This is a genomic window from Acinetobacter sp. CY79 (assembly GCF_059515845.1).
The window spans coordinates 70739-89344 of sequence record NZ_JCAKMY010000003.1 but is presented as its reverse complement, the minus strand read 5'-3'; the positions used below and the strand labels follow the sequence as shown (position 1 = coordinate 89344).

Sequence of the window (18606 nt, the reverse complement as noted above, 5' to 3'; positions counted from 1 at the left end):
CCAAAAAAGTGAAGTGAACTGATATAAATGTTTTCAATATAAAGTTGAAGGCATTTTTGATGAACGCTGAACAATTGCAAAAAACCTTAAGAGCAAGTCAGTATGCAGAACAAGTTCTATCCTTGCATACACCATCATTAGAGCAAGATTTTGCAATTGATCAATTTCAAAAAAGCTTAACCACATCCCAGATTCGTTCACTTGTTCAAAGTGCTCTGCTTGATATTCAAAATGAAAATCAATGGATGAGCACGTTGCGTATTTTGCGTGCACGCCTGATGTTTCGATGGATCTGGCAAGATGCCAACCAACTCACTGATGTAGTGACGCTAACTCGAGAGCTATCTGATTTTGCTGATGCTAGTATTAATGCCGCCAAAGATTTTGCACGAGTTCCATTGGTTACAAAACATGGTGAGCCAATAGGCTACAACGGAAAAGTACAAGATCTGATCGTCGTTGCCATGGGGAAATTGGGCGCTCAAGAGCTGAATCTTTCCAGTGACATTGATTTGATTTTTGCCTTCGATGAGCAAGGTGAAACCAATGGTCGAAAGTGCATTGATGTTCAGCAGTTCTGCATTGCTTGGGGGCAAAAGATTATTTATCTGCTTGAGCATATTACTGCAGATGGTTTTGTGTTTAGAGTGGATATGCGACTTCGACCTTGGGGTGATGGCTCAGCCTTAGCGATTAGTCATGTGGCTTTAGAAAAGTACTTAAGCCAGCATGGTCGTGAGTGGGAGCGTTATGCGTGGATCAAAGCACGCATTGTTTCAGGTGGAGCAGATGGCGATGATCTACTGGCGATGACTCGACCTTTCGTCTTCCGTAAATATGTGGATTACACTGCTTTTGAAGCCATGCGTGAAATGAAAGCCATGATTGAGCGTGAAGTCGCGCGTCGTAATATTGAAGATGATATTAAATTAGGGGCAGGTGGGATTCGTGAAGTTGAATTTATTGTTCAAGTATTTCAGCTGATTTACGGTGGGTCAAAACTTGAATTACAAGATCGTCAATGTTTGGTCAGCTTAAAACATTTAGGTGAAGTAGGTCTTTTGGATGATGATGCTGTTATTGATTTAGAAGATGCCTATTTATTTTTACGCCGTGTCGAACACGCGATCCAAGCCTTAAATGACCAACAAACGCAGTCACTACCAACAGAGCCTGATTTAAGACGTCGAATGTGTGAAACTTTAGGGTTTACAGATTGGGATCACTTCATTGTTGTATTGAATCAAAAGCGTCAAAAAGTGATTTATCAGTTTCAACATTTGATTAAAGAAAAAGGCACAGAAACTTTAGTACAAAGTTTCGGCCAAATGGAAGAACGCTTAGAGCAGATACTAGATGATCACGCGAAGAATTTAATTCAAGAGTTTTGGTTTGGGCATGCCATTAAAAAGCTTCCAGCAAAAGCAATTCAGCGCTTAAAAGAGTTTTGGCCGCATTTGATTGAAGCGATTCTACAATCTGATAAGCCACAAACAGCGCTGGTCAGACTGATGCCTTTGATAGAATCCGTGATGCGCCGTACGGTGTATTTGGTCATGTTGATTGAAAGTAAAGGGGCCCTACAGCGCCTGGTTAAAATGGCGACGGTCAGTCCATGGATTTGTGAAGAGTTGACACACTATCCAGTGTTATTGGACGAATTCTTATCGATGGATTTTGAGTTACCCAAGCGCAAAGATTTAGAAGACTCTTTACGTCAACAGCTATTGCGCATTGAAATTGATCAGGTTGAGGATCAAATGCGCGTGCTGAGGTTGTTTAAAAAATCCAATGTATTGACTGTGGCTGCCAGCGATGTGTTGGCTGAAAGTCCACTTATGAAAGTCTCGGATGCGTTGACGGATATTGCCGAAGTCTCTGTGATTGCAACATTGAATTTGGCCTATCAAATTACAGCTAAAAAACACGGCTATCCTTTAGATGCCGAAGGGCATCGTTGCTCAATGGATCATATTGCATTTGCCGTGATTGGTTATGGCAAAGTGGGAGGTATTGAACTTGGATATGGTTCAGATTTAGATCTCGTCTTTATTCACTATATGGATGAGCAGTCAGATACCGATGGACTTAAACCGATTAGTGGTTTCACATTTGCAATGCGAGTTGCCCAAAAGTTTATGTCACTCATGACCACGCAGACTTTGGATGGACGTGTGTATGAAATTGATACACGGTTGCGTCCTTCAGGGGAAGCGGGACTTTTAGTGACCAGTCTAAAAGCATTTGAGCAGTATCAACTTAAAAATGCATGGGTTTGGGAGCACCAAGCGATTGTTCGTGCCCGTTCGATTGCAGGAGAAAGTGCTTTACGTGAAAAGTTCGAGCAACTTCGCAGAGTTATTTTGACCTTGCCTCGTGATGAGCATAAAGTTCGTGAAGAAGTTCTCAACATGCGTCAAAAAATGAAAGATCACTTGGGTTCATCGAAAGAACAAAAAAAAGATGGAATTTTTCATTTAAAACAGGATGCAGGTGGTATCGTTGATATCGAATTTATGGCACAGTATGTCGTGTTAGCCTGGAGTGGGACGAATCCTGATCTCGCCCATTATTCCGACAATGTACGAATCTTAGAAGATGCTGCCAAGGCACGTTGTTTATCCAGTGACGATGCTTCAGCCTTGATTCAAGCCTATTTGAGTGAACGCGCCGAGAGCCATAGACTCGCCCTTGCTAATCAAAGTATGCAAGTGAGCGCGGCTGATTGGTTTGATACCCGAGAGGTGGTTTGCACATTGTGGCAAAGATTGATTGATCCAACTGCGGTGTTCGCGTTGGAAAGTGAATAATTAAGTATACATTTGGAGTTTAAGTCATGAATTTGGCTGATCGTGATGGTTTTATTTGGCAAGATGGACAATTAGTTGATTGGCGTGAAGCGAAAACTCACGTCCTTACTCATACATTACACTACAGTATGGGTGTTTTTGAAGGTGTCCGTGCTTATGAAACACCAAATGGTACAGCGATTTTCCGTTTAAAAGAGCATACAAAGCGCTTACTTAACTCTGCAAAAATTTATCAAATGAAAGTTCCATTTGATCAAGCGACGTTAGAACAGGCTCAAATTGATGTTGTGCGTGAAAATAAACTCGCGTCTTGCTATTTACGCCCGATCATTTTTATTGGTTCAGAAAAACTAGGTATCGCAGCAACAGATAATACCATTCATGCGGTGGTTGCAGCATGGAGTTGGGGTGCTTACCTGGGTGAAGAAGCAATGGCGAAGGGTATTCGTGTAAAAACGTCTTCATTTACGCATCACCATCCTAACGTGACCATGTGTAAAGCAAAAGCCTCAGGTAACTACACACTTTCAATTTTGGCGCATCAAGAAGTTGCACACTCTGGATATGACGAAGCAATGCTTCTCGATCCGCAGGGTTATGTATGCCAAGGTTCGGGCGAAAACGTATTCTTAGTACGTGATGGCGTGATTCATACACCTGATGTTGCAGGTGGTGCGCTTGATGGTATTACCCGTCAAACGATTATCACGATTGCAAAAGACTTGGGTTATGACGTGATTGAACGCCGTATTACCCGTGATGAGTTTTATATCGCTGATGAAGCGTTCTTTACAGGTACGGCTGCTGAAGTCACGCCAATTCGTGAGTATGATGATCGTCAAATTGGTGAAGGTGTTCGTGGTCCGATCACCACACAAATTCAAAAAGCCTATTTTGATGCTGTTCAAGGTAAAGATCCGAAATATGCACACTGGTTGACTTACATTAAGTAATCTCTCCCAATAAAAAACCTCTCAAATGAGAGGTTTTTTATGACTTAATTTTTAGCAATATCTAATGTAGTCTCATGATGATGCTGAGATAAAATTATTTCACTAGCTCGCCCAACATAACGATTTCCAACACTGTTAAAGTTCATTTGAGAATCTAAGAGGTTTCATAAATGATGAATTTAAAGCTGATTTTAAATTTCAATATTTCTGAATAATGACTTTAAAATTACAATTTATTTACAGGGTTTGAACTGAGTTTTTAAGTGGCGAATTCTGCTTTAATTCATAGATATGCTATGATGCGAAGCATAATGAGGATGAGTAGTTTAAGCATGTCTTTGCAAGAAAATGATCACGTATTAAATACGACAGAACAGCACAATCAAAATATCGTGCTGTGTATGAAGTGGGGGACCAAGTATGGTTCCGACTACGTAAATCGTCTGTATAACATGGTTAAACGGCACACTACTGTTGATTTTAAAATGGTGTGTTTGACTGATCGTACCGAGGGTATTGATCCTGAGGTTGAATGTTTTCCAATTCCACCTTTAGCTTTGCCTGAGGGTGCACCTGAACGGGGTTGGAACAAGCTTTCTACCTTTGAACCTGACTTATATGGTTTAAAAGGGAATGCTCTGTTTTTAGATTTAGATGTGGTTATTGTTGATAATATCGATGAATTTTTTACCTATCCGGGTGATTTTTTAATTATTCACGACTGGAAGAGACCTTGGCGAATTACAGGAAATAGTTCTGTTTATCGTTTTAAATTGGGTGCTTTTCCTGGACTCCTGCCATATTTTCGTGAAAACTTTGATGAGATTCGGCAAAAATTTCGTAATGAACAAGCTTATTTGTCTTGGTACGTCGATAAACATGCTAAGCAAACCTATTGGCCTGAAAGTTGGTGCAAAAGCTATAAATATCACTGTCTACAAAAAATTCCGATGGCATTTTTTAAACCACCTGTAAAACCTGAGGGTGCGAAAATTATTATTTTCCATGGTGAAATTAATCCACCCGATGCGGTAAATGGGGGTGGTGGTAAATGGTATCGCTATGTGTTGCCATCTCAGTGGATTAAGGATGCTTGGCAGTAATTTATGAATCACTTGCTTAATCAAGAACAACGACCATATCGTTTGAGTGTGGTCATTATGGTAAAAAACGAAGCAAAAAATTTAGAGCAATCTTTACCTGCATTGGCCGGTTGGATTGATGAATTGGTTGTTTTAGATTCGGGAAGTACAGACCAAAGCCAAGTATTGGTAGAAGCCGCTGGTGGAAAATGGTATGTCAATAATGAGTGGCCGGGTTTTGGTAAGCAACGACAAATTGCACAAAGCTACGCAACAGGTGATTGGATACTGGCTTTAGATGCGGATGAAGTCATTACTGAAGAATTAAAAAATAGCATTCTAGAGGCAATCAAAACCAGACCTGAAAATACCGTATTTGGTATAAAACGAATTGATTGTATTTTGGGTCATAAAATTGATAATCCATTATGGCCTATCAAAGCACACTGGCGCTTATATCCAAAATACTTCCAATATAACGATAATTTAGTACATGAGTCTGTTGATTTAAAACAAGCTGAAACTCAAGTTCTATCTGGTTTTATGTTGCATCAAACGGCAGACACCCCTCAATTTTGGTTGGATAAGCGTTTAGCGTATGCAAAAGCATGGGCGATAGATCGTCATCAACGTGGTAAGTCTGCCAGTATCTTGAGTGTATTTTTTCATACGATATGGGCGTTCTTTAAGCAATACTTTTTAGATGGCCGTTTCTTAATGGGTAAATATGGCTTTGTCTATGCTTTACTCTTTACACAATATACATTTAATAAGTATGCAATTTTATATGACTTAAAAAATAATACTGCAGAGCAAACTTTTCAAAAATCTTTACAAGATCAAGACTTGATTAAAACGATTGATTTGGGAGATAGAAAATCAACAGTTTCTTTGGTCATGATTGCAAAAAATGAGTCAAGACATTTAGCCGCATGTTTAGATACAGTTCACGACCTTGTGGATGAAATTATCATACTTGATTCGGGCAGTAGAGATAATACGCGACAGATAGCAGAAAGCTACGGAGCCAAGTGGTTTGTTAATACGGATTGGCAAGGTTTTGGTAAACAAAGACAATTGGCACAAAGCTATGCAACAAAAGATTATGTGTTGGTATTAGACCCTGATGAGCGTTTAGATCAACAGCTTAGAGAGTCCATTGTTAAAGTGCTCAAACAACCAGTGCAAAGGGATAAGGTTTTTACAGTAGCACGTGTCAACTTATTTTGTGGTGTTGAAGTTCAAAAGCGTTATTGGTATACCGACAAACTTGCTCGATTATATTCGAATCAAGACTTTAAATATTCATCATTAGAAGTTCATGAATCTTTGGATCAAAATAATGTTCCATCGGTCCGTCTCAATGGATATTTACCTCATTTAACCAATGATGATTTGCACCACTTTTTACTCAAAAATATTCGCTATAGCCATGATTGGGCAAGTGATAAATTTAAACAGGGTAAAAAAGTAGGTTTAGCCACCCTTATTTTACGTTCTATCTTCTCATTTATTCGAGAATATATAATACGTGGGGATATCGTAGGTGGTGCATATGGATTTATCTTAGCAATGGCATCTATGGGATATACCTTAGACAAGTATTTAATGCTATGGGAAAAGAATCATCAAAAATAAAATCTTAATTTCTGTTTTTTAATCAAACATTGTGGTGTAAATACTAGAAATCTAGATTGTTTTATATTGCTGATGATGATTTTACCGATACTTTAAATGATTTAATGAAATGAAAATATTAATTGTAAATCAATCTCCAATCCCTGTTTATGCGTATGGTGGAACTGAACGCGTCATTTGGGACTTGGCTAAAACTTTAGTCGAGTTGGGGCATGAAGTAGTTTTTCTTGTGCCTGTCGGATCTACCTGTGATTTTGCTCAAGTACTATTTATTAATCCTTCGCTGAGTTGGAGTCAACAAATTCCTTTAGGTACAGATATTGTTCATTTTCAGTTTCAGCCGAAGGATATGCAACTTGATACACCTTATGTCGTGACGGAACATGGAAATGCTCAGTTAAATTCCCCATTAGATTTAAATACTATTTTTGTTTCTAAAAATCATGCAGAAAGGCATGGATCTAAAAGCTTTGTATATAACGGTTTAGATTGGAGAAACTACGGCGAAGTCGATTGGAATATAAAACGAGATTATTATCATTTCCTAGGCAAAGCTGCTTGGCGTTTAAAAAATGTCAAAGGGGCAATACATTTAGCTAAAACTGCCAAAGTTCCCTTACATGTTTTAGGTGGAGATCGTTTTAATTTTAAACGTGGGTTACGTTTAACTTTTTCTCCAAGAATTAAATTTCATGGGATGGTGGGAGGGGAGGAAAAAATCTCTTTATTACAAAGATCAAAAGGACTCATTTTTCCAGTGAAATGGCATGAACCATTTGGATTGGCTATTATTGAGAGTATGTATTTCGGTTGTCCTATATTTGCGACTCCATATGGTGCAATTCCAGAAATAGTGCCTGAGCAATGTGGTAGACTAAGCAATAGCGCCAAAGTACTAAAGAACGCTATTTTGGAAAATAGCTATGATCCATTGGTTTGTCACCAGCACGTTATAAATCATTTCAATGCTTTTGAAATGGCAAATCAATATTTGAAGTATTATCAATTGGCAATATCTGGTGCCAAGATTAATGTTGAAAAACCGTTCTTGAAAGAAGTTGCTGAAAATCAATCTTGGTTTCAATAAATGTTATTAGGAATTTTAAATGCAAAATTATGTTATAAGTCTAAAAAATGCATCAGACCGTAGACAACATATTGAGCATGAGTTTTCAAAAAATAATATTGAATTTAATTTTTTTGATGCGATTACACCAGATCAGGCACAACAAATTGCAGAAAATCTTTTTCCAATGTGTGATTTAACACATTTAAGCCCGGTAGAGTTAGCATGTTTTATTAGTCATATTGCTGTCTGGCAAAAAGCGAAAAGTGAAAACCAAAAGTTTTTTGCTATTTTTGAGGATGATATTTTTTTATCGGATCAAGCAACACACTTTTTAAAATCATCAGATTGGATTACTGAAGAGTTTAAGGTGATTAAACTGGAAACTTTTTTAGAGAAAGTTTTTGTTGGAGGCCCAACATTTAACGTATTAGATAGAAAACTACAAAAATTAAACTTTAAACATTTTGGTGCGGCTGGATATATTTTGTCTGTGGATGCGGTAGATTTACTGATTCGTTATATACAGAATTCTAAGAAAATTGTTCCGATTGATTGGTATTTATTTTTAACTCCTATTGAAGATAACTCATTTCAAATTTATCAATTGGTGCCTGCAATATGTATCCAAGACAAAGTTTTAAATGAACAAGTCTTGTTTGATAGTTTCTTAGAAAGTAGTAGAGTTCAGTTTGAGGCACCGAAGTTAAAATTGAAGTTAAATCAAAAAATTGCTCGAGAGCTTAGACGTTTACTTTTCCAGTTAAGAGTCCTTTTTTTCGCTAAAACGATTCCTTTCAAATAATGTAATAGTAGTCATTACTTGGTTTATTGGTTTGAATTTATCTTATAGTCCAAGAGCTAAGAATAGACCTTATTTTAATAAATCAAGAAAACAGTCTATTCTGTACTGATTATTTATGCCGTGGAATATTGAAAGTTTATACATAATTGTGTATGAAAAGCATTGAGCCGAATAGCTTTATTTGCTGTATCGCAACATGTTTAAATCCGCTAATTATGCAAACATTTTATTGGTATGCATTTTTATTATCGATCAACTTTCTAAACCTTTTATAACCCCAAATATATTGTACTGGATCGGTATTGATCATCTGCTCCAGTTCTTTATTAAGCGTATCCACCGAAAGTTGTAAGTCTTTAGATGAAATATGATCAGAAAGTTCTGATACATAAATTTCAAAACGTTCAGAATCTTCTAGACGTAAACAAGTCAGACCAAGAACTGCACATTGAGTTTTTGAAGCTAACTTAGAAACCAATGTTGAAGATAAAGCATTTTGCCCATAGAACATTGAATATATTCCACCGGACTCTTTAGGGACATGATCGGGTAAAATGACAGTTAATCCGCCAGATTTTAAGTGCTTGAAAATTGCACGCACACCGGATTCATCCGTAGGTACAAGCGTTGCATTCAAACGTTGTCTGGCTTCTAACATAAAGCGATCTATATCTTCATTTTTATTGGGTTTATACATGATCACGGGTGATGAATGTTGATTTAACCATACATTCAATAACTCCCATGTACCAAAATGGGGGACAACAACAATCACGCCTTTTTGAGCATTAATTGCTTCGATGAATATTTTCTCACCATGTATTTTAGAGATTAAAGAAAGAGCGTAATCAGTGCTAGAACCCCATATCTTGATTGATTCAGCATAAGTCATACACTGACTTTGCACGCTTTTCTGCGTGAGAATGTCTCTTTCATCAGCTGTGAGTTCAGGATACGCAAGCGCTAAATTCTTTTCTGTGGTTTTTCTTAATGATGAATTTGTTTTAAATAAAATTCTTCCAATAACTTTAGCAAAGGATTGAATTGCTGTCATTGGAAGTTTAGACACCATTTTTAAGGATAAATAGATCACTCAGAAGTCACTGCTCTAGAATAATTGGAAGGCAAGATTACTGAGAATCAGAGTTACCTTTAAGGACCATATAAATTAATGCAGCGATAGATCCAAAAGCGGCAATAAAGCTACTGGTGCTAAAAAACACAATACGTTGATATGTCGTTAAATTAAATAACTCTTCATTCAGAATGTAGCGCATGAATGCCCATTGGATGATACAAAACACAATAATAATAATTGTATGACGACGAACATCTGGACGCATAGCCATGTGGAAACACCTAAAACTGAGTGAAACCATTATGCCATTGATGAGAATTTATCTCAATTTTGTTATGCGGATTAATAAAAAAGCCCCACATGATGTAGGGCTTTTATGCTTAATCTTTAAAGCATTATGCTTCTTTAGTTTCAGCCTTTGGTTTTTCGCGTAAACGAATCCCCAAATCACGCAATTGATTTGATTCAACTGGTGCAGGCGCCTGCGTTAATGGACATTCTGCAGTTTTCGTTTTCGGGAATGCAATTACATCACGAATTGAAGCACCGCCAGTCATGAGCATCACTAAACGGTCAAGACCAAATGCCAAACCACCGTGCGGAGGCGCACCATAACGTAGAGCGTTAAGCAAGAAGCTAAATTTCTCTTCAGCTTCTTCCTCATTAATCCCTAAAGCTTCAAAAATTGCTTTTTGCATTTCTAGGTTATGAATACGAAGTGAACCACCACCGATTTCGGTACCATTGAGTACCATATCGTAAGCCACAGACAAGGCTGCACCTGGGTTGTTCTTCACTTCTTCAACGCTAGATTTTGGAAGTGTGAATGGATGGTGAACAGACGTCCATTTGCCATCATCAGTTTCTTCAAACATTGGGAAATCAACCACCCAAAGTGGTGCCCACTCGCAAGTCGCAAGCTTCATGTCATGACCGATTTTTACACGAAGTGCACCCATCGCATCATTTACAACTTTGGCTTTATCTGCACCAAAGAATACGATGTCGCCATTTTCTGCACCAACACGTTTTAATAGATCAAGCACGATTGGCTCGATAAATTTAACGATTGGCGATTGAAGACCTTCGATACCTTTTTCGATTTCATTGACTTTGATGTACGCTAAACCACGTGCACCATAGATGCCAACAAATTTGGTGTATTCATCAATTGCAGAACGTGGCAATGAACCCGCACCTGGTACACGTAAAGCTACGATACGACCTTTCGGATCTTTAGCAGGGCCTGCGAATACTTTAAACTCAACGTCTTGCATTAAATCTGCAACGTCAACCAGTTTAAGCGGAATACGCATATCTGGTTTGTCAGATGCATAGTCACGCATCGCATCGTTGTAGGTCATACGTGGGAACTTATCGAAATCAACATTAAGAAGTTCTTTGAACATCTTAACCGTTAAAGTTTCCATCAAATCCATAATGTCATCGTCACTCATGAACGATGTTTCAACGTCGATTTGTGTGAATTCTGGCTGACGGTCAGCACGTAAGTCTTCATCACGGAAACATTTAGCGATTTGGTAATAACGATCAATACCACCCACCATCAACAACTGTTTAAACAATTGAGGAGATTGTGGAAGTGCGTAGAAGCTACCATTTGATACACGGCTTGGGACTAAATAGTCACGTGCGCCTTCTGGCGTTGCGCGTGTCAAAATTGGGGTTTCTACATCTAAGAAACCATTGTCTTCGAAGTAGTTACGAATAAGGTTTGTAAGTTTAGAACGGAAACGTAAACGGTCTAACATTTCTGGACGACGGATGTCCAAGAAACGGTATTTCAAACGAATTTCTTCTGAAATATTAGTATTGTCATCATTCAATGGGAATGGTGGAGTTTCAGATTGAGCAAGAACTTCAATTTCTTTGCCTAAAACTTCGATTTGACCACTCACCATATTTGCATTTTCTGTGCCTTCGTAACGACGACGTACGCGGCCAGTGATTTTTAATACGAATTCTGAACGTACTTTGTCTGCAGTTGCGAATGCTTCAGGGGTATCTGGATCGATGACCACTTGTACTAGACCATCACGGTCACGCATGTCTAGGAAGATAACACCACCGTGGTCACGGCGACGGTGAACCCAACCGCATAATGTAACGGTTTGGTCAATTTGAGCTTCGGTTAAAGAACCGCAGTAATGAGTTCGCATCATAGCGTTAAAAATCCAACTATATGGGTTAAAGTAAGCGTCTACGTAAACAGCGTATCGCCTTTATTCGAAAGATGAATTATGCCTCTTTGGCAAAGGCGGAACAAGGACTAGATATCTAAAGCGAAGGTTTTTAGGGGACTAATTTAAAATACGCTGTGATATTTCAGAAATATAATCCACTACTCAAAAAAATCATGGTGATCTAAAAATTGAAAAATAAGACAACCACATCCAAATACAAGCAGAAAAACGCTAAAAAAATGATTAATGGATTTCCCTATAAACCAATACAGATCATTTTGCCAAGGTTGAGGCCCTAGAGGTTGAGCAAAACTGATATAGGCAAAGAGTCCAGCAAAGAGAGAAATCGTAAATAAACTGAAGGCATAAAATTTAATCTTTGGGCTAACTTGTTTGGATTGACGATGTTGCTGATAATAATGATGAGCCATGATCCCAAGAATAGGTAATGCAATGGCAGAAGTCCCGATCTGTAAAACACGATGCATAGGATAAGTCTGATTAAACATGCTTATGCTTTGACTGAGAAAGTCTTCAAATGCAAATGTTCGAAAGTCAACATGGGTAAGACCATCCCAAATGAGATGTGTAGCCGTTCCAATACTTAAAGCAAGAATGACACAAAGGGCAAATTTAACTGCACTTTGGATAGAATGAATACGGAGAGGTTTATCTATACCGACAAATTTAAAACATGCAGGTCTAAAAATAAAATACCAAAGCAAGCAAAATCCCAGCCCTATAAATAAATTAGGATAAAACCATGCACTCCATAAGTGAGTGCTATGGATGTCTTCGGAAGTAAATAAGCGAACCAAATCCGGCACCATACACCCAATCGCGATAGCTGAAATTGGAAGATGATGCCCAGTCAGTTTTGAAATAGGTGGGGCAAGAACGGCATGTGATATAGTAAAAGGCATTGAATGAATATATCTATTTATGCAATTTTGAACAATAATCTTTGTGTAGTGATCTAGATTATCGTTTAGTTTTCTTTAAAATAAATCATCAAAAATTTATCTAGTCACAAAATGAACCCAATACAAGACAGTATCTATCAGTTGAAAAAAGCTCAAGGAATTTTACTGGTTTCATTATTGTTTTTAATCGTTATTTTTCATCATATATTTAATCATTCATTTCGACACTGGAATGTTTCCATTGTTTTACTTTGTATATTCTTCTTTTGCGTTTACAAAAAAAAAATAGTAAAACCAAATCTATCACTGATCGTTTTCTGTATATCAAGCTTTGTGATCATCACTTTGAATTATCATGTTCTTAATCGATTTGAGCTTATTCCAGAAACCTTATATCGAACTTATAAGTATTTGATCAACCAGTATCTTTGGTTTTTACCATTCATAGCTTTACCCACGATTTATCGTTTTATCGGATTCAATCCACAGCATTTGGCCAAGATTCTTAATGTTGTATCAATATTTTTATGTGGCTACCTTTTATATTGGGGAATAGCCTTAGATTTTAATCGTGGTAATTTTACCAATTATTTTAATCCTGTCATTAGTTATGACATCACCTTTATTTCTCTTGCATTATCAGCAATGTGTTTTGCATTTATGCAAAAAGGTAAATTGGTATATATTTATCTTCTGATCAGTATTTCTACGATCTTTTTGCTCATTTTACATGGCTCCCGTGGAACATGGGTAGGGATACCACTTGCGCTGGTAACTTTGACGATGATCTATTATCGAAGTCAGATGCGTAAAGTTTTATTCATGCTTTCTTTATTTTTAGCATTTGTTGCTGTTAATTTTTCATTGCCTTCTTCACCGATTCAAGAGCGAGTTCAACATTTAAAAGAAGATACTCAAAATATTGTTAAACAGAATTATGAAAATAGTTCTGGTATACGCTTATATTTGTGGGATAACTCAATAGACATGTTTAAAACCAATCCATTTTTTGGAGTTGGAATGAGTCAAATTGAGGTGGAAAACTGTAAATTATATTCGCAAGGAAAGCTTCCCGTTTGTTTTCAACATCAACATAGCATTTACTTTCACGAACTTGCTGCAAATGGCTTAGCTGGAATATTGGCCTTATTTTTGACCTTTTTTTCTGCTCTTTTGTTTTTTATTCGGAAGTGTTTTTGCTCTGACCCAATGATCAAAAATTTAGCTGTATCTGGCTTTATATTTGTGAGTTATTACATGTTTTGTGGTTTGACTGAATATTATTTATTTTTTAAAAATACTACTTATATTTTTTATTTGATTACGGCTTCATTAATGAGCTTCATCATCATTCGAGAATTGAACAAAGAAAATGAAATGAAAAAGATGTGAAAGCTTTTCTTTTTAAGGTCCTATTTAAATTTTTCATGCTTGAATGTTTAAATGATTGAGCATTTGAGCATTTGAGCATTTGAGCATTTGAGCATTTGAGCATTTAAAGCAATCCAAATAATTTGTGATTGCAAAATCATTGAAATGTTATACTATAACAATATTCAAAAATCAGTGTTTCGGGCCAACACATGTCTTTCCATAAGAACTTAATTACCATTTCAATATTTTCGATCATTGCACCTACCGTTTTTGCAGATGAAATTAAACAAACAACACAACTAGAAACCATTCAATTACAGGCACATCCATTGGTTCAGTCTGCAGCAGATTTTTCTGTTGCTGATCATGTGATTGATGAATCAGATTTGAAACAGCGTGCCACAACCATTGGCGATGCATTAGCAGACGAGTTAAGTGTTTATTCAAATCAGTTTGGCACTGGCGCGAGTCGTCCTGTGATTCGTGGTCAAGATGGACCACGTGTTAAAGTGTTGCAACATGCGTCAGAAACAGCGGATGTATCGACCTTGTCGCCTGACCATGCTGTGACGGTTGATCCGATTTTAGCTAAACAAGTAGAAGTCATTCGTGGGCCATCAACCTTACTTTATAGTGCAGGCAATGTAGGTGGTTTGGTCAATGTGACGGATCAAAAAATTCCAACTCAAATGCCTCAGAACGGTCTAGAAGGTTCAGCAGGTGTTCGTTATAACTCTGGTAATGATCAGAAGTTAGCAAGTGTTGGAGTAACGGCTGGGGTGGGTGAAAATTTTGCATTGCGCGTTGAGGGTTCTAAGCATAAAGCCAATGACTATATTGCTCCAAATTACTTCGTTGAGCATGCTCACGATGATCACTCACATTTTGAAAAAGAAAGAAGAGTGGGTAATACCTTTTCCGAAGGTCAAACGGTCAATGTGGGGGGGGCTTGGATTCATGATCGTGGATTTGTAGGCTTATCTTATAGTAATCGTCAGGATCAATATGGTTTGCCCGGGCATAGCCATGAATCACATGGTTGTGAATTGTATGGGGATCATTTCCATTGTCCAAAACCTGATGTAGCGCATGATCATGAACATGAATCAGCAGCAGGGCCATGGGTCGATTTAAAGTCAGAACGTTATGATTTACGCACTGAACTGAATCAACCTTTTAAAGGTTTTGAGAAACTTCGGGCTCATGCAAGTTTTACCGATTATGAACATGATGAGCTTGAAGAAAGCGAAGTCGTGAGTAATTTTAAGAGCAAGGGCTATGATGGTCGTTTAGAGTTGGTACATGTGCCTGTTGCAGGTTGGGAAGGTGTCATCGGCACCCAAATCTCACAACAAAAAATTAAATTATCTGCGCCAGAAGGTCATGCACATGAAGACGTAGATCATGAAGGGCATGACCATGCTGACCACGATCATGCTGGTCATAGCCATGATGTATTTATGGCAGATACCAACACACAGAAATATAGCCTGTTTGCATTAGAGCACAAACAAATCGGTGATGTGCATATGGAGTTGGGTGCACGCGTGGACCATCAAAAAATTGATGTCGACTCTTCACAAAAGGATTATTCGGGAACAGCAGTTTCTGCTTCTGCCGCAGCCAATTGGGAGTTTGCGCCAAACTATAAATTATCAATTGTGGGATCTCATCAACAGCGGTTACCACTTGCTCAAGAGCTCTATGCAGATGGCTTGCATTTTGCCACCAATACCTATGAATTAGGTAATGATCAACTCGATAAAGAAACTTCAAATAATATTGAGCTTGGACTGCATTATGAAGGTGATAAACTCGATTATCATGCTCATATTTATCACAACTGGTTTGATGATTATATTTATGGGGCAACGATTGCTCAGTTACCCAATAGTAATTTAAGAGGCGTAGGATATACGCAAGATAAAGCAAAATTTTATGGTGCTGAAGCACAGGTAGGTTATGCATTTAATGACCAATATAAAATGAGTATGTTTGGTGATTATGTACGTGGAAAAATTGAAAGTGAAAATGCACCACGTATCCCAAGTGGGCGCTTAGGCACAAAATTTGAAGCCGATTTTGCAGATGGTTGGTCAGGTTCGGCTGAGTATTATCATGTGTTTAATCAAGACAAGATTGCCAGTTATGAAACAGAGACTCAAGGTTATAATATGGTCAATGTCGGTGTGTCGTATGCAGGTCAAATCAATGCTCGTAATGATTACCGCGTGTTCTTAAATGCCAATAACTTACTTGATGATCAAGTCTATTCACATGCATCCTTCTTATCGAACATTCCACAAATGGGTCGTAACTTTAGTGTCGGCATTGATTTTGGTTTTTAATCCAAAATACATTATGAAAATTGCAGGTGGTTTAAACAGAAATTCTCTTGAAAAATAAAACAATAAAACCTAGTCTGACCCTATCGGACTAGGTTTTTTGTTATGCGTATTTTTCAGCGAATTCATCAAAAATTGAATTGGTCAGGTCGACAGTACTTTGCCCTCATTCTAGGAATGGTGGCGCTCGGGTATATTTCTTCTGCGATTTATCATATCTATAAACCTTTACCTGAGGGCTTGGATTACACGGGTAAATTACGCCATGCCAAAGTTCAGTTTTTGGCGGATCAAACTTATTTGGATGCACAAGGCAAGCAACAACAAGAGCATCACATTTTTAATCAAATTCTCAAACTGATTGATGAAGCACAGACCACCATTGTGTTGGATATGTTCTTATTCAATGATGAAGTGGGTTCATCGAAAATTTCACATGACAAATTGACTCAGAATTTAACTGAGGCTTTGATCGTTAAAAAACGCATCACGCCACAGATTGAAATTAAGGTGATTACCGATGCGATCAATTCTGTCTATGGTGGTATTGCGCCAGAGCATTATCGACAGTTGCGTCAGGCAGGAATTGAAGTCATTGAAACGGATTTAACGCCATTACGTGCCTCGAATCCAATGTGGTCAGGTTTCTGGTATCTCTGTTGTCAGGGCATTTCGAATAATGCTGAAAAGGGATGGCTGCCCAATCCTTTTGGTGATGAAAAAATCACCATTCGAAGTTATCTTTCATTATTTAACTTCAAAGCCAACCATCGAAAAACTGTGGTGGTGGATACGCTCGAAGGGTGGAAAACATTGGTCACCTCAATGAATCCGCATGATGGCAGCTCGCATCATTCGAATGTTGCTGTAATGGTCACAGGCAATACAGCCATTGATGTGCTTATAACGGAGCAAGCAGTGGGGCGTATGTCGAAAGGTGATATTCCTGTGGTCATTGTAGGAGAGTTTGAAGAGGCAAAACAATTCCCTCAGGCTCAAGTGCTCACAGAAAAAGCCATTCTAGATGCAACTTTGAAATTGATTGAAACAGCGAAATCTGGCGAAAATATTCATCTCGCCATGTTTTATTTGTCCGAGCGAAATATCGTAAAAGGATTGATTTCAGCGAAACAACGTGGCGTGAATGTGAAGGTTTTACTTGATCCGAACAAAGATGCTTTTGGTCGTGAGAAAAATGGGATTCCCAATCGACAAGTCGCATCAGAATTGAATGATGCGGGTGTGCAAGTCCGTTGGTGCAATACGCAAGATGAGCAATGCCATAGTAAAATGATCATAAAATCAAATGCTCAGCAGTCTGAGATGATTTTAGGGTCTGCAAACTTTACTGCACGTAATCTTAAGAACTACAACTTAGAGACCAATATTCGTGTGGTTGGGAATGCTTCAGCAGATGTGTTTAAAGATGCTCAAAAGTATTTCAATACAGCGTGGTCTAATCTGGATGGTAAAAATATGAGTGTGGATTATGCGCAATATGCCGATGAGTCTAAGCTGAAATATGGACTGTATCGCTTGATGGAGTGGAGCGGTCTGTCGACTTTTTAATGAAGCTAAAATTTAATCTCTCCCTAACCCTCTCCTAAAAGGAGAGGGAATGAGAAGTATGGATTAAGGAACTGGATTCGGTGGAATGATTTGATCTAAATCCTTATCAGTCATATTGTCCAATTCTTTAATATCCGTTTGGATCTTCCATTTCGTTTCATCTTCCACTGGTTGAGGTAAACGCGCTTCAAGCCAATCGCAGACCACATCCGGTGGAAAATCTGGATGGTTGCATTGAATCACCCAAGACAGAAATTGTTTTGCTTCGCCATTCATATACGGCGGCGGAGATACAGGTAAAAACTGTGTCGGTAGGCGTTCATTTTTAGAAATGTAATTGAGTACATGCCCTAATTCTTGAACGGTTTGCCATGCCAATGGATGATCAACATTAATTTGAAATTTAAACCACCACGCTTCTTTTCCATCTGTGCCATAAGCATCAATAAGTGATTCTTTTACACTAGGAACTTTGCAAAAAAACTGATGTAAACGATCAAAACTCAAATCTGACACGATTTCGAATCCAGCAATTTAAAAAAAAATCATATTAGCAGATGGATCTCAGGACTGAAGTAGGCAAAACGATTAAAATGTCTTAAATACTACATTTGAGTGTTTTTTATCCAAAACTCATCCATACTTTATCTATAATTTTATATTATCTTAAAGCGACGTGAATGATCGTTTAGAAAAAAGATTCGTTTAGCTTTGATCTATTGCATCGCTGAAATCGTATCGTATACAGAGTACAGCAGA

General features: G+C 37.9%; 14 protein-coding genes. 9 read left to right on the top strand and 5 right to left on the bottom strand.

All coding sequences use genetic code 11. The annotated features are described in order from the left end of the window. Positions 1-59: 59 nt before the first annotated feature. From glnE to AC5YCE_RS02025, 6 genes are all read left to right on the top strand, one after another. A complete protein-coding gene (glnE, locus tag AC5YCE_RS02050) occupies positions 60-2810 on the top strand; it encodes a bifunctional [glutamate--ammonia ligase]-adenylyl-L-tyrosine phosphorylase/[glutamate--ammonia-ligase] adenylyltransferase (RefSeq protein WP_496170783.1) in 2751 nt (916 codons plus the stop codon). 26 nt (positions 2811-2836) lie between these two features. Next, positions 2837-3763, top strand: coding sequence for a branched-chain amino acid transaminase (locus AC5YCE_RS02045; RefSeq protein ID WP_496125797.1), 927 nt, complete (start codon positions 2837-2839; stop codon positions 3761-3763). 332 nt (positions 3764-4095) lie between these two features. Then, on the top strand, positions 4096-4866 hold the full coding sequence (locus AC5YCE_RS02040) for a glycosyltransferase (RefSeq protein WP_496170781.1): 771 nt from the start codon (positions 4096-4098) through the stop codon (positions 4864-4866). Positions 4867-4869: 3 nt separating this feature from the next. Next, positions 4870-6483, top strand: coding sequence for a glycosyltransferase family 2 protein (locus AC5YCE_RS02035; protein WP_496170779.1), 1614 nt, complete (start codon positions 4870-4872; stop codon positions 6481-6483). Positions 6484-6592: 109 nt separating this feature from the next. Next, the gene (locus AC5YCE_RS02030; RefSeq protein ID WP_496170776.1) at positions 6593-7570 is read left to right on the top strand and encodes a glycosyltransferase; all 978 of its coding nucleotides are present in this window, start codon (positions 6593-6595) and stop codon (positions 7568-7570) included. A gap of 19 nt (positions 7571-7589) precedes the next feature. Further along, positions 7590-8354: a glycosyltransferase family 25 protein gene (locus tag AC5YCE_RS02025; RefSeq protein ID WP_496124344.1), complete on the top strand. Its 765-nt coding sequence runs from the start codon at positions 7590-7592 to the stop codon at positions 8352-8354. A 226-nt stretch (positions 8355-8580) separates the two neighbouring features. Here the strand turns inward: AC5YCE_RS02025 and AC5YCE_RS02020 are convergent, their stop codons facing one another. The 4 genes from AC5YCE_RS02020 to AC5YCE_RS02005 all read right to left on the bottom strand — a co-directional run bounded on the left by AC5YCE_RS02020 (position 8581) and on the right by AC5YCE_RS02005 (position 12559). Next, on the bottom strand, positions 8581-9444 hold the full coding sequence (locus AC5YCE_RS02020; protein WP_496170871.1) for a lysophospholipid acyltransferase family protein: 864 nt from the start codon (positions 9442-9444) through the stop codon (positions 8581-8583). Positions 9445-9484: 40 nt separating this feature from the next. Then, positions 9485-9703, bottom strand: a complete 219-nt coding sequence (locus tag AC5YCE_RS02015) for a hypothetical protein (RefSeq protein ID WP_496124345.1) — start codon at positions 9701-9703, stop codon at positions 9485-9487. A gap of 124 nt (positions 9704-9827) precedes the next feature. Next, positions 9828-11615: an aspartate--tRNA ligase gene (gene aspS, locus AC5YCE_RS02010; RefSeq protein ID WP_496124346.1), complete on the bottom strand. Its 1788-nt coding sequence runs from the start codon at positions 11613-11615 to the stop codon at positions 9828-9830. 179 nt (positions 11616-11794) lie between these two features. Next, entirely contained in the window at positions 11795-12559 is a 765-nt protein-coding gene (locus AC5YCE_RS02005; RefSeq protein ID WP_496124347.1) for a DUF4184 family protein, read from the bottom strand. Between the two features lie 111 nt (positions 12560-12670). Between AC5YCE_RS02005 and AC5YCE_RS02000 the strand changes: the two genes are divergently transcribed. From AC5YCE_RS02000 to AC5YCE_RS01990, 3 genes are all read left to right on the top strand, one after another. Continuing rightward, positions 12671-13951: an O-antigen ligase family protein gene (locus AC5YCE_RS02000; protein ID WP_496170774.1), complete on the top strand. Its 1281-nt coding sequence runs from the start codon at positions 12671-12673 to the stop codon at positions 13949-13951. Between the two features lie 191 nt (positions 13952-14142). Next, complete coding sequence (gene znuD / locus AC5YCE_RS01995; protein WP_496170772.1) at positions 14143-16281, top strand: zinc piracy TonB-dependent receptor ZnuD; 2139 nt, start codon at positions 14143-14145, stop codon at positions 16279-16281. 102 nt (positions 16282-16383) lie between these two features. After that, positions 16384-17847 (top strand): phospholipase D family protein, encoded by a 1464-nt coding sequence (locus AC5YCE_RS01990; protein ID WP_496170770.1) that lies wholly within the window; start codon positions 16384-16386, stop codon positions 17845-17847. A 63-nt stretch (positions 17848-17910) separates the two neighbouring features. Here the strand turns inward: AC5YCE_RS01990 and AC5YCE_RS01985 are convergent, their stop codons facing one another. After that, a complete protein-coding gene (locus AC5YCE_RS01985) occupies positions 17911-18363 on the bottom strand; it encodes a hypothetical protein (RefSeq protein WP_496124351.1) in 453 nt (150 codons plus the stop codon). Positions 18364-18606 lie beyond the last annotated feature (243 nt).

What these genes read in the sequence shown, in the direction of transcription:
- glnE (WP_496170783.1), top strand. Translation starts at nt 60, where the DNA reads ATGAACGCTGAACAATTGCAAAAAACCTTAAGAGCAAGTCAGTATGCA.
- AC5YCE_RS02045 (WP_496125797.1), top strand. Translation starts at nt 2,837, where the DNA reads ATGAATTTGGCTGATCGTGATGGTTTTATTTGGCAAGATGGACAATTA.
- AC5YCE_RS02040 (WP_496170781.1), top strand. Translation starts at nt 4,096, where the DNA reads ATGTCTTTGCAAGAAAATGATCACGTATTAAATACGACAGAACAGCAC.
- AC5YCE_RS02035 (WP_496170779.1), top strand. Translation starts at nt 4,870, where the DNA reads ATGAATCACTTGCTTAATCAAGAACAACGACCATATCGTTTGAGTGTG.
- AC5YCE_RS02030 (WP_496170776.1), top strand. Translation starts at nt 6,593, where the DNA reads ATGAAAATATTAATTGTAAATCAATCTCCAATCCCTGTTTATGCGTAT.
- AC5YCE_RS02025 (WP_496124344.1), top strand. Translation starts at nt 7,590, where the DNA reads ATGCAAAATTATGTTATAAGTCTAAAAAATGCATCAGACCGTAGACAA.
- AC5YCE_RS02015 (WP_496124345.1), bottom strand. Translation starts at nt 9,703, where the DNA reads ATGGCTATGCGTCCAGATGTTCGTCGTCATACAATTATTATTATTGTG.
- aspS (WP_496124346.1), bottom strand. Translation starts at nt 11,615, where the DNA reads ATGATGCGAACTCATTACTGCGGTTCTTTAACCGAAGCTCAAATTGAC.
- AC5YCE_RS02005 (WP_496124347.1), bottom strand. Translation starts at nt 12,559, where the DNA reads ATGCCTTTTACTATATCACATGCCGTTCTTGCCCCACCTATTTCAAAA.
- AC5YCE_RS02000 (WP_496170774.1), top strand. Translation starts at nt 12,671, where the DNA reads ATGAACCCAATACAAGACAGTATCTATCAGTTGAAAAAAGCTCAAGGA.
- znuD (WP_496170772.1), top strand. Translation starts at nt 14,143, where the DNA reads ATGTCTTTCCATAAGAACTTAATTACCATTTCAATATTTTCGATCATT.
- AC5YCE_RS01990 (WP_496170770.1), top strand. Translation starts at nt 16,384, where the DNA reads ATGCGTATTTTTCAGCGAATTCATCAAAAATTGAATTGGTCAGGTCGA.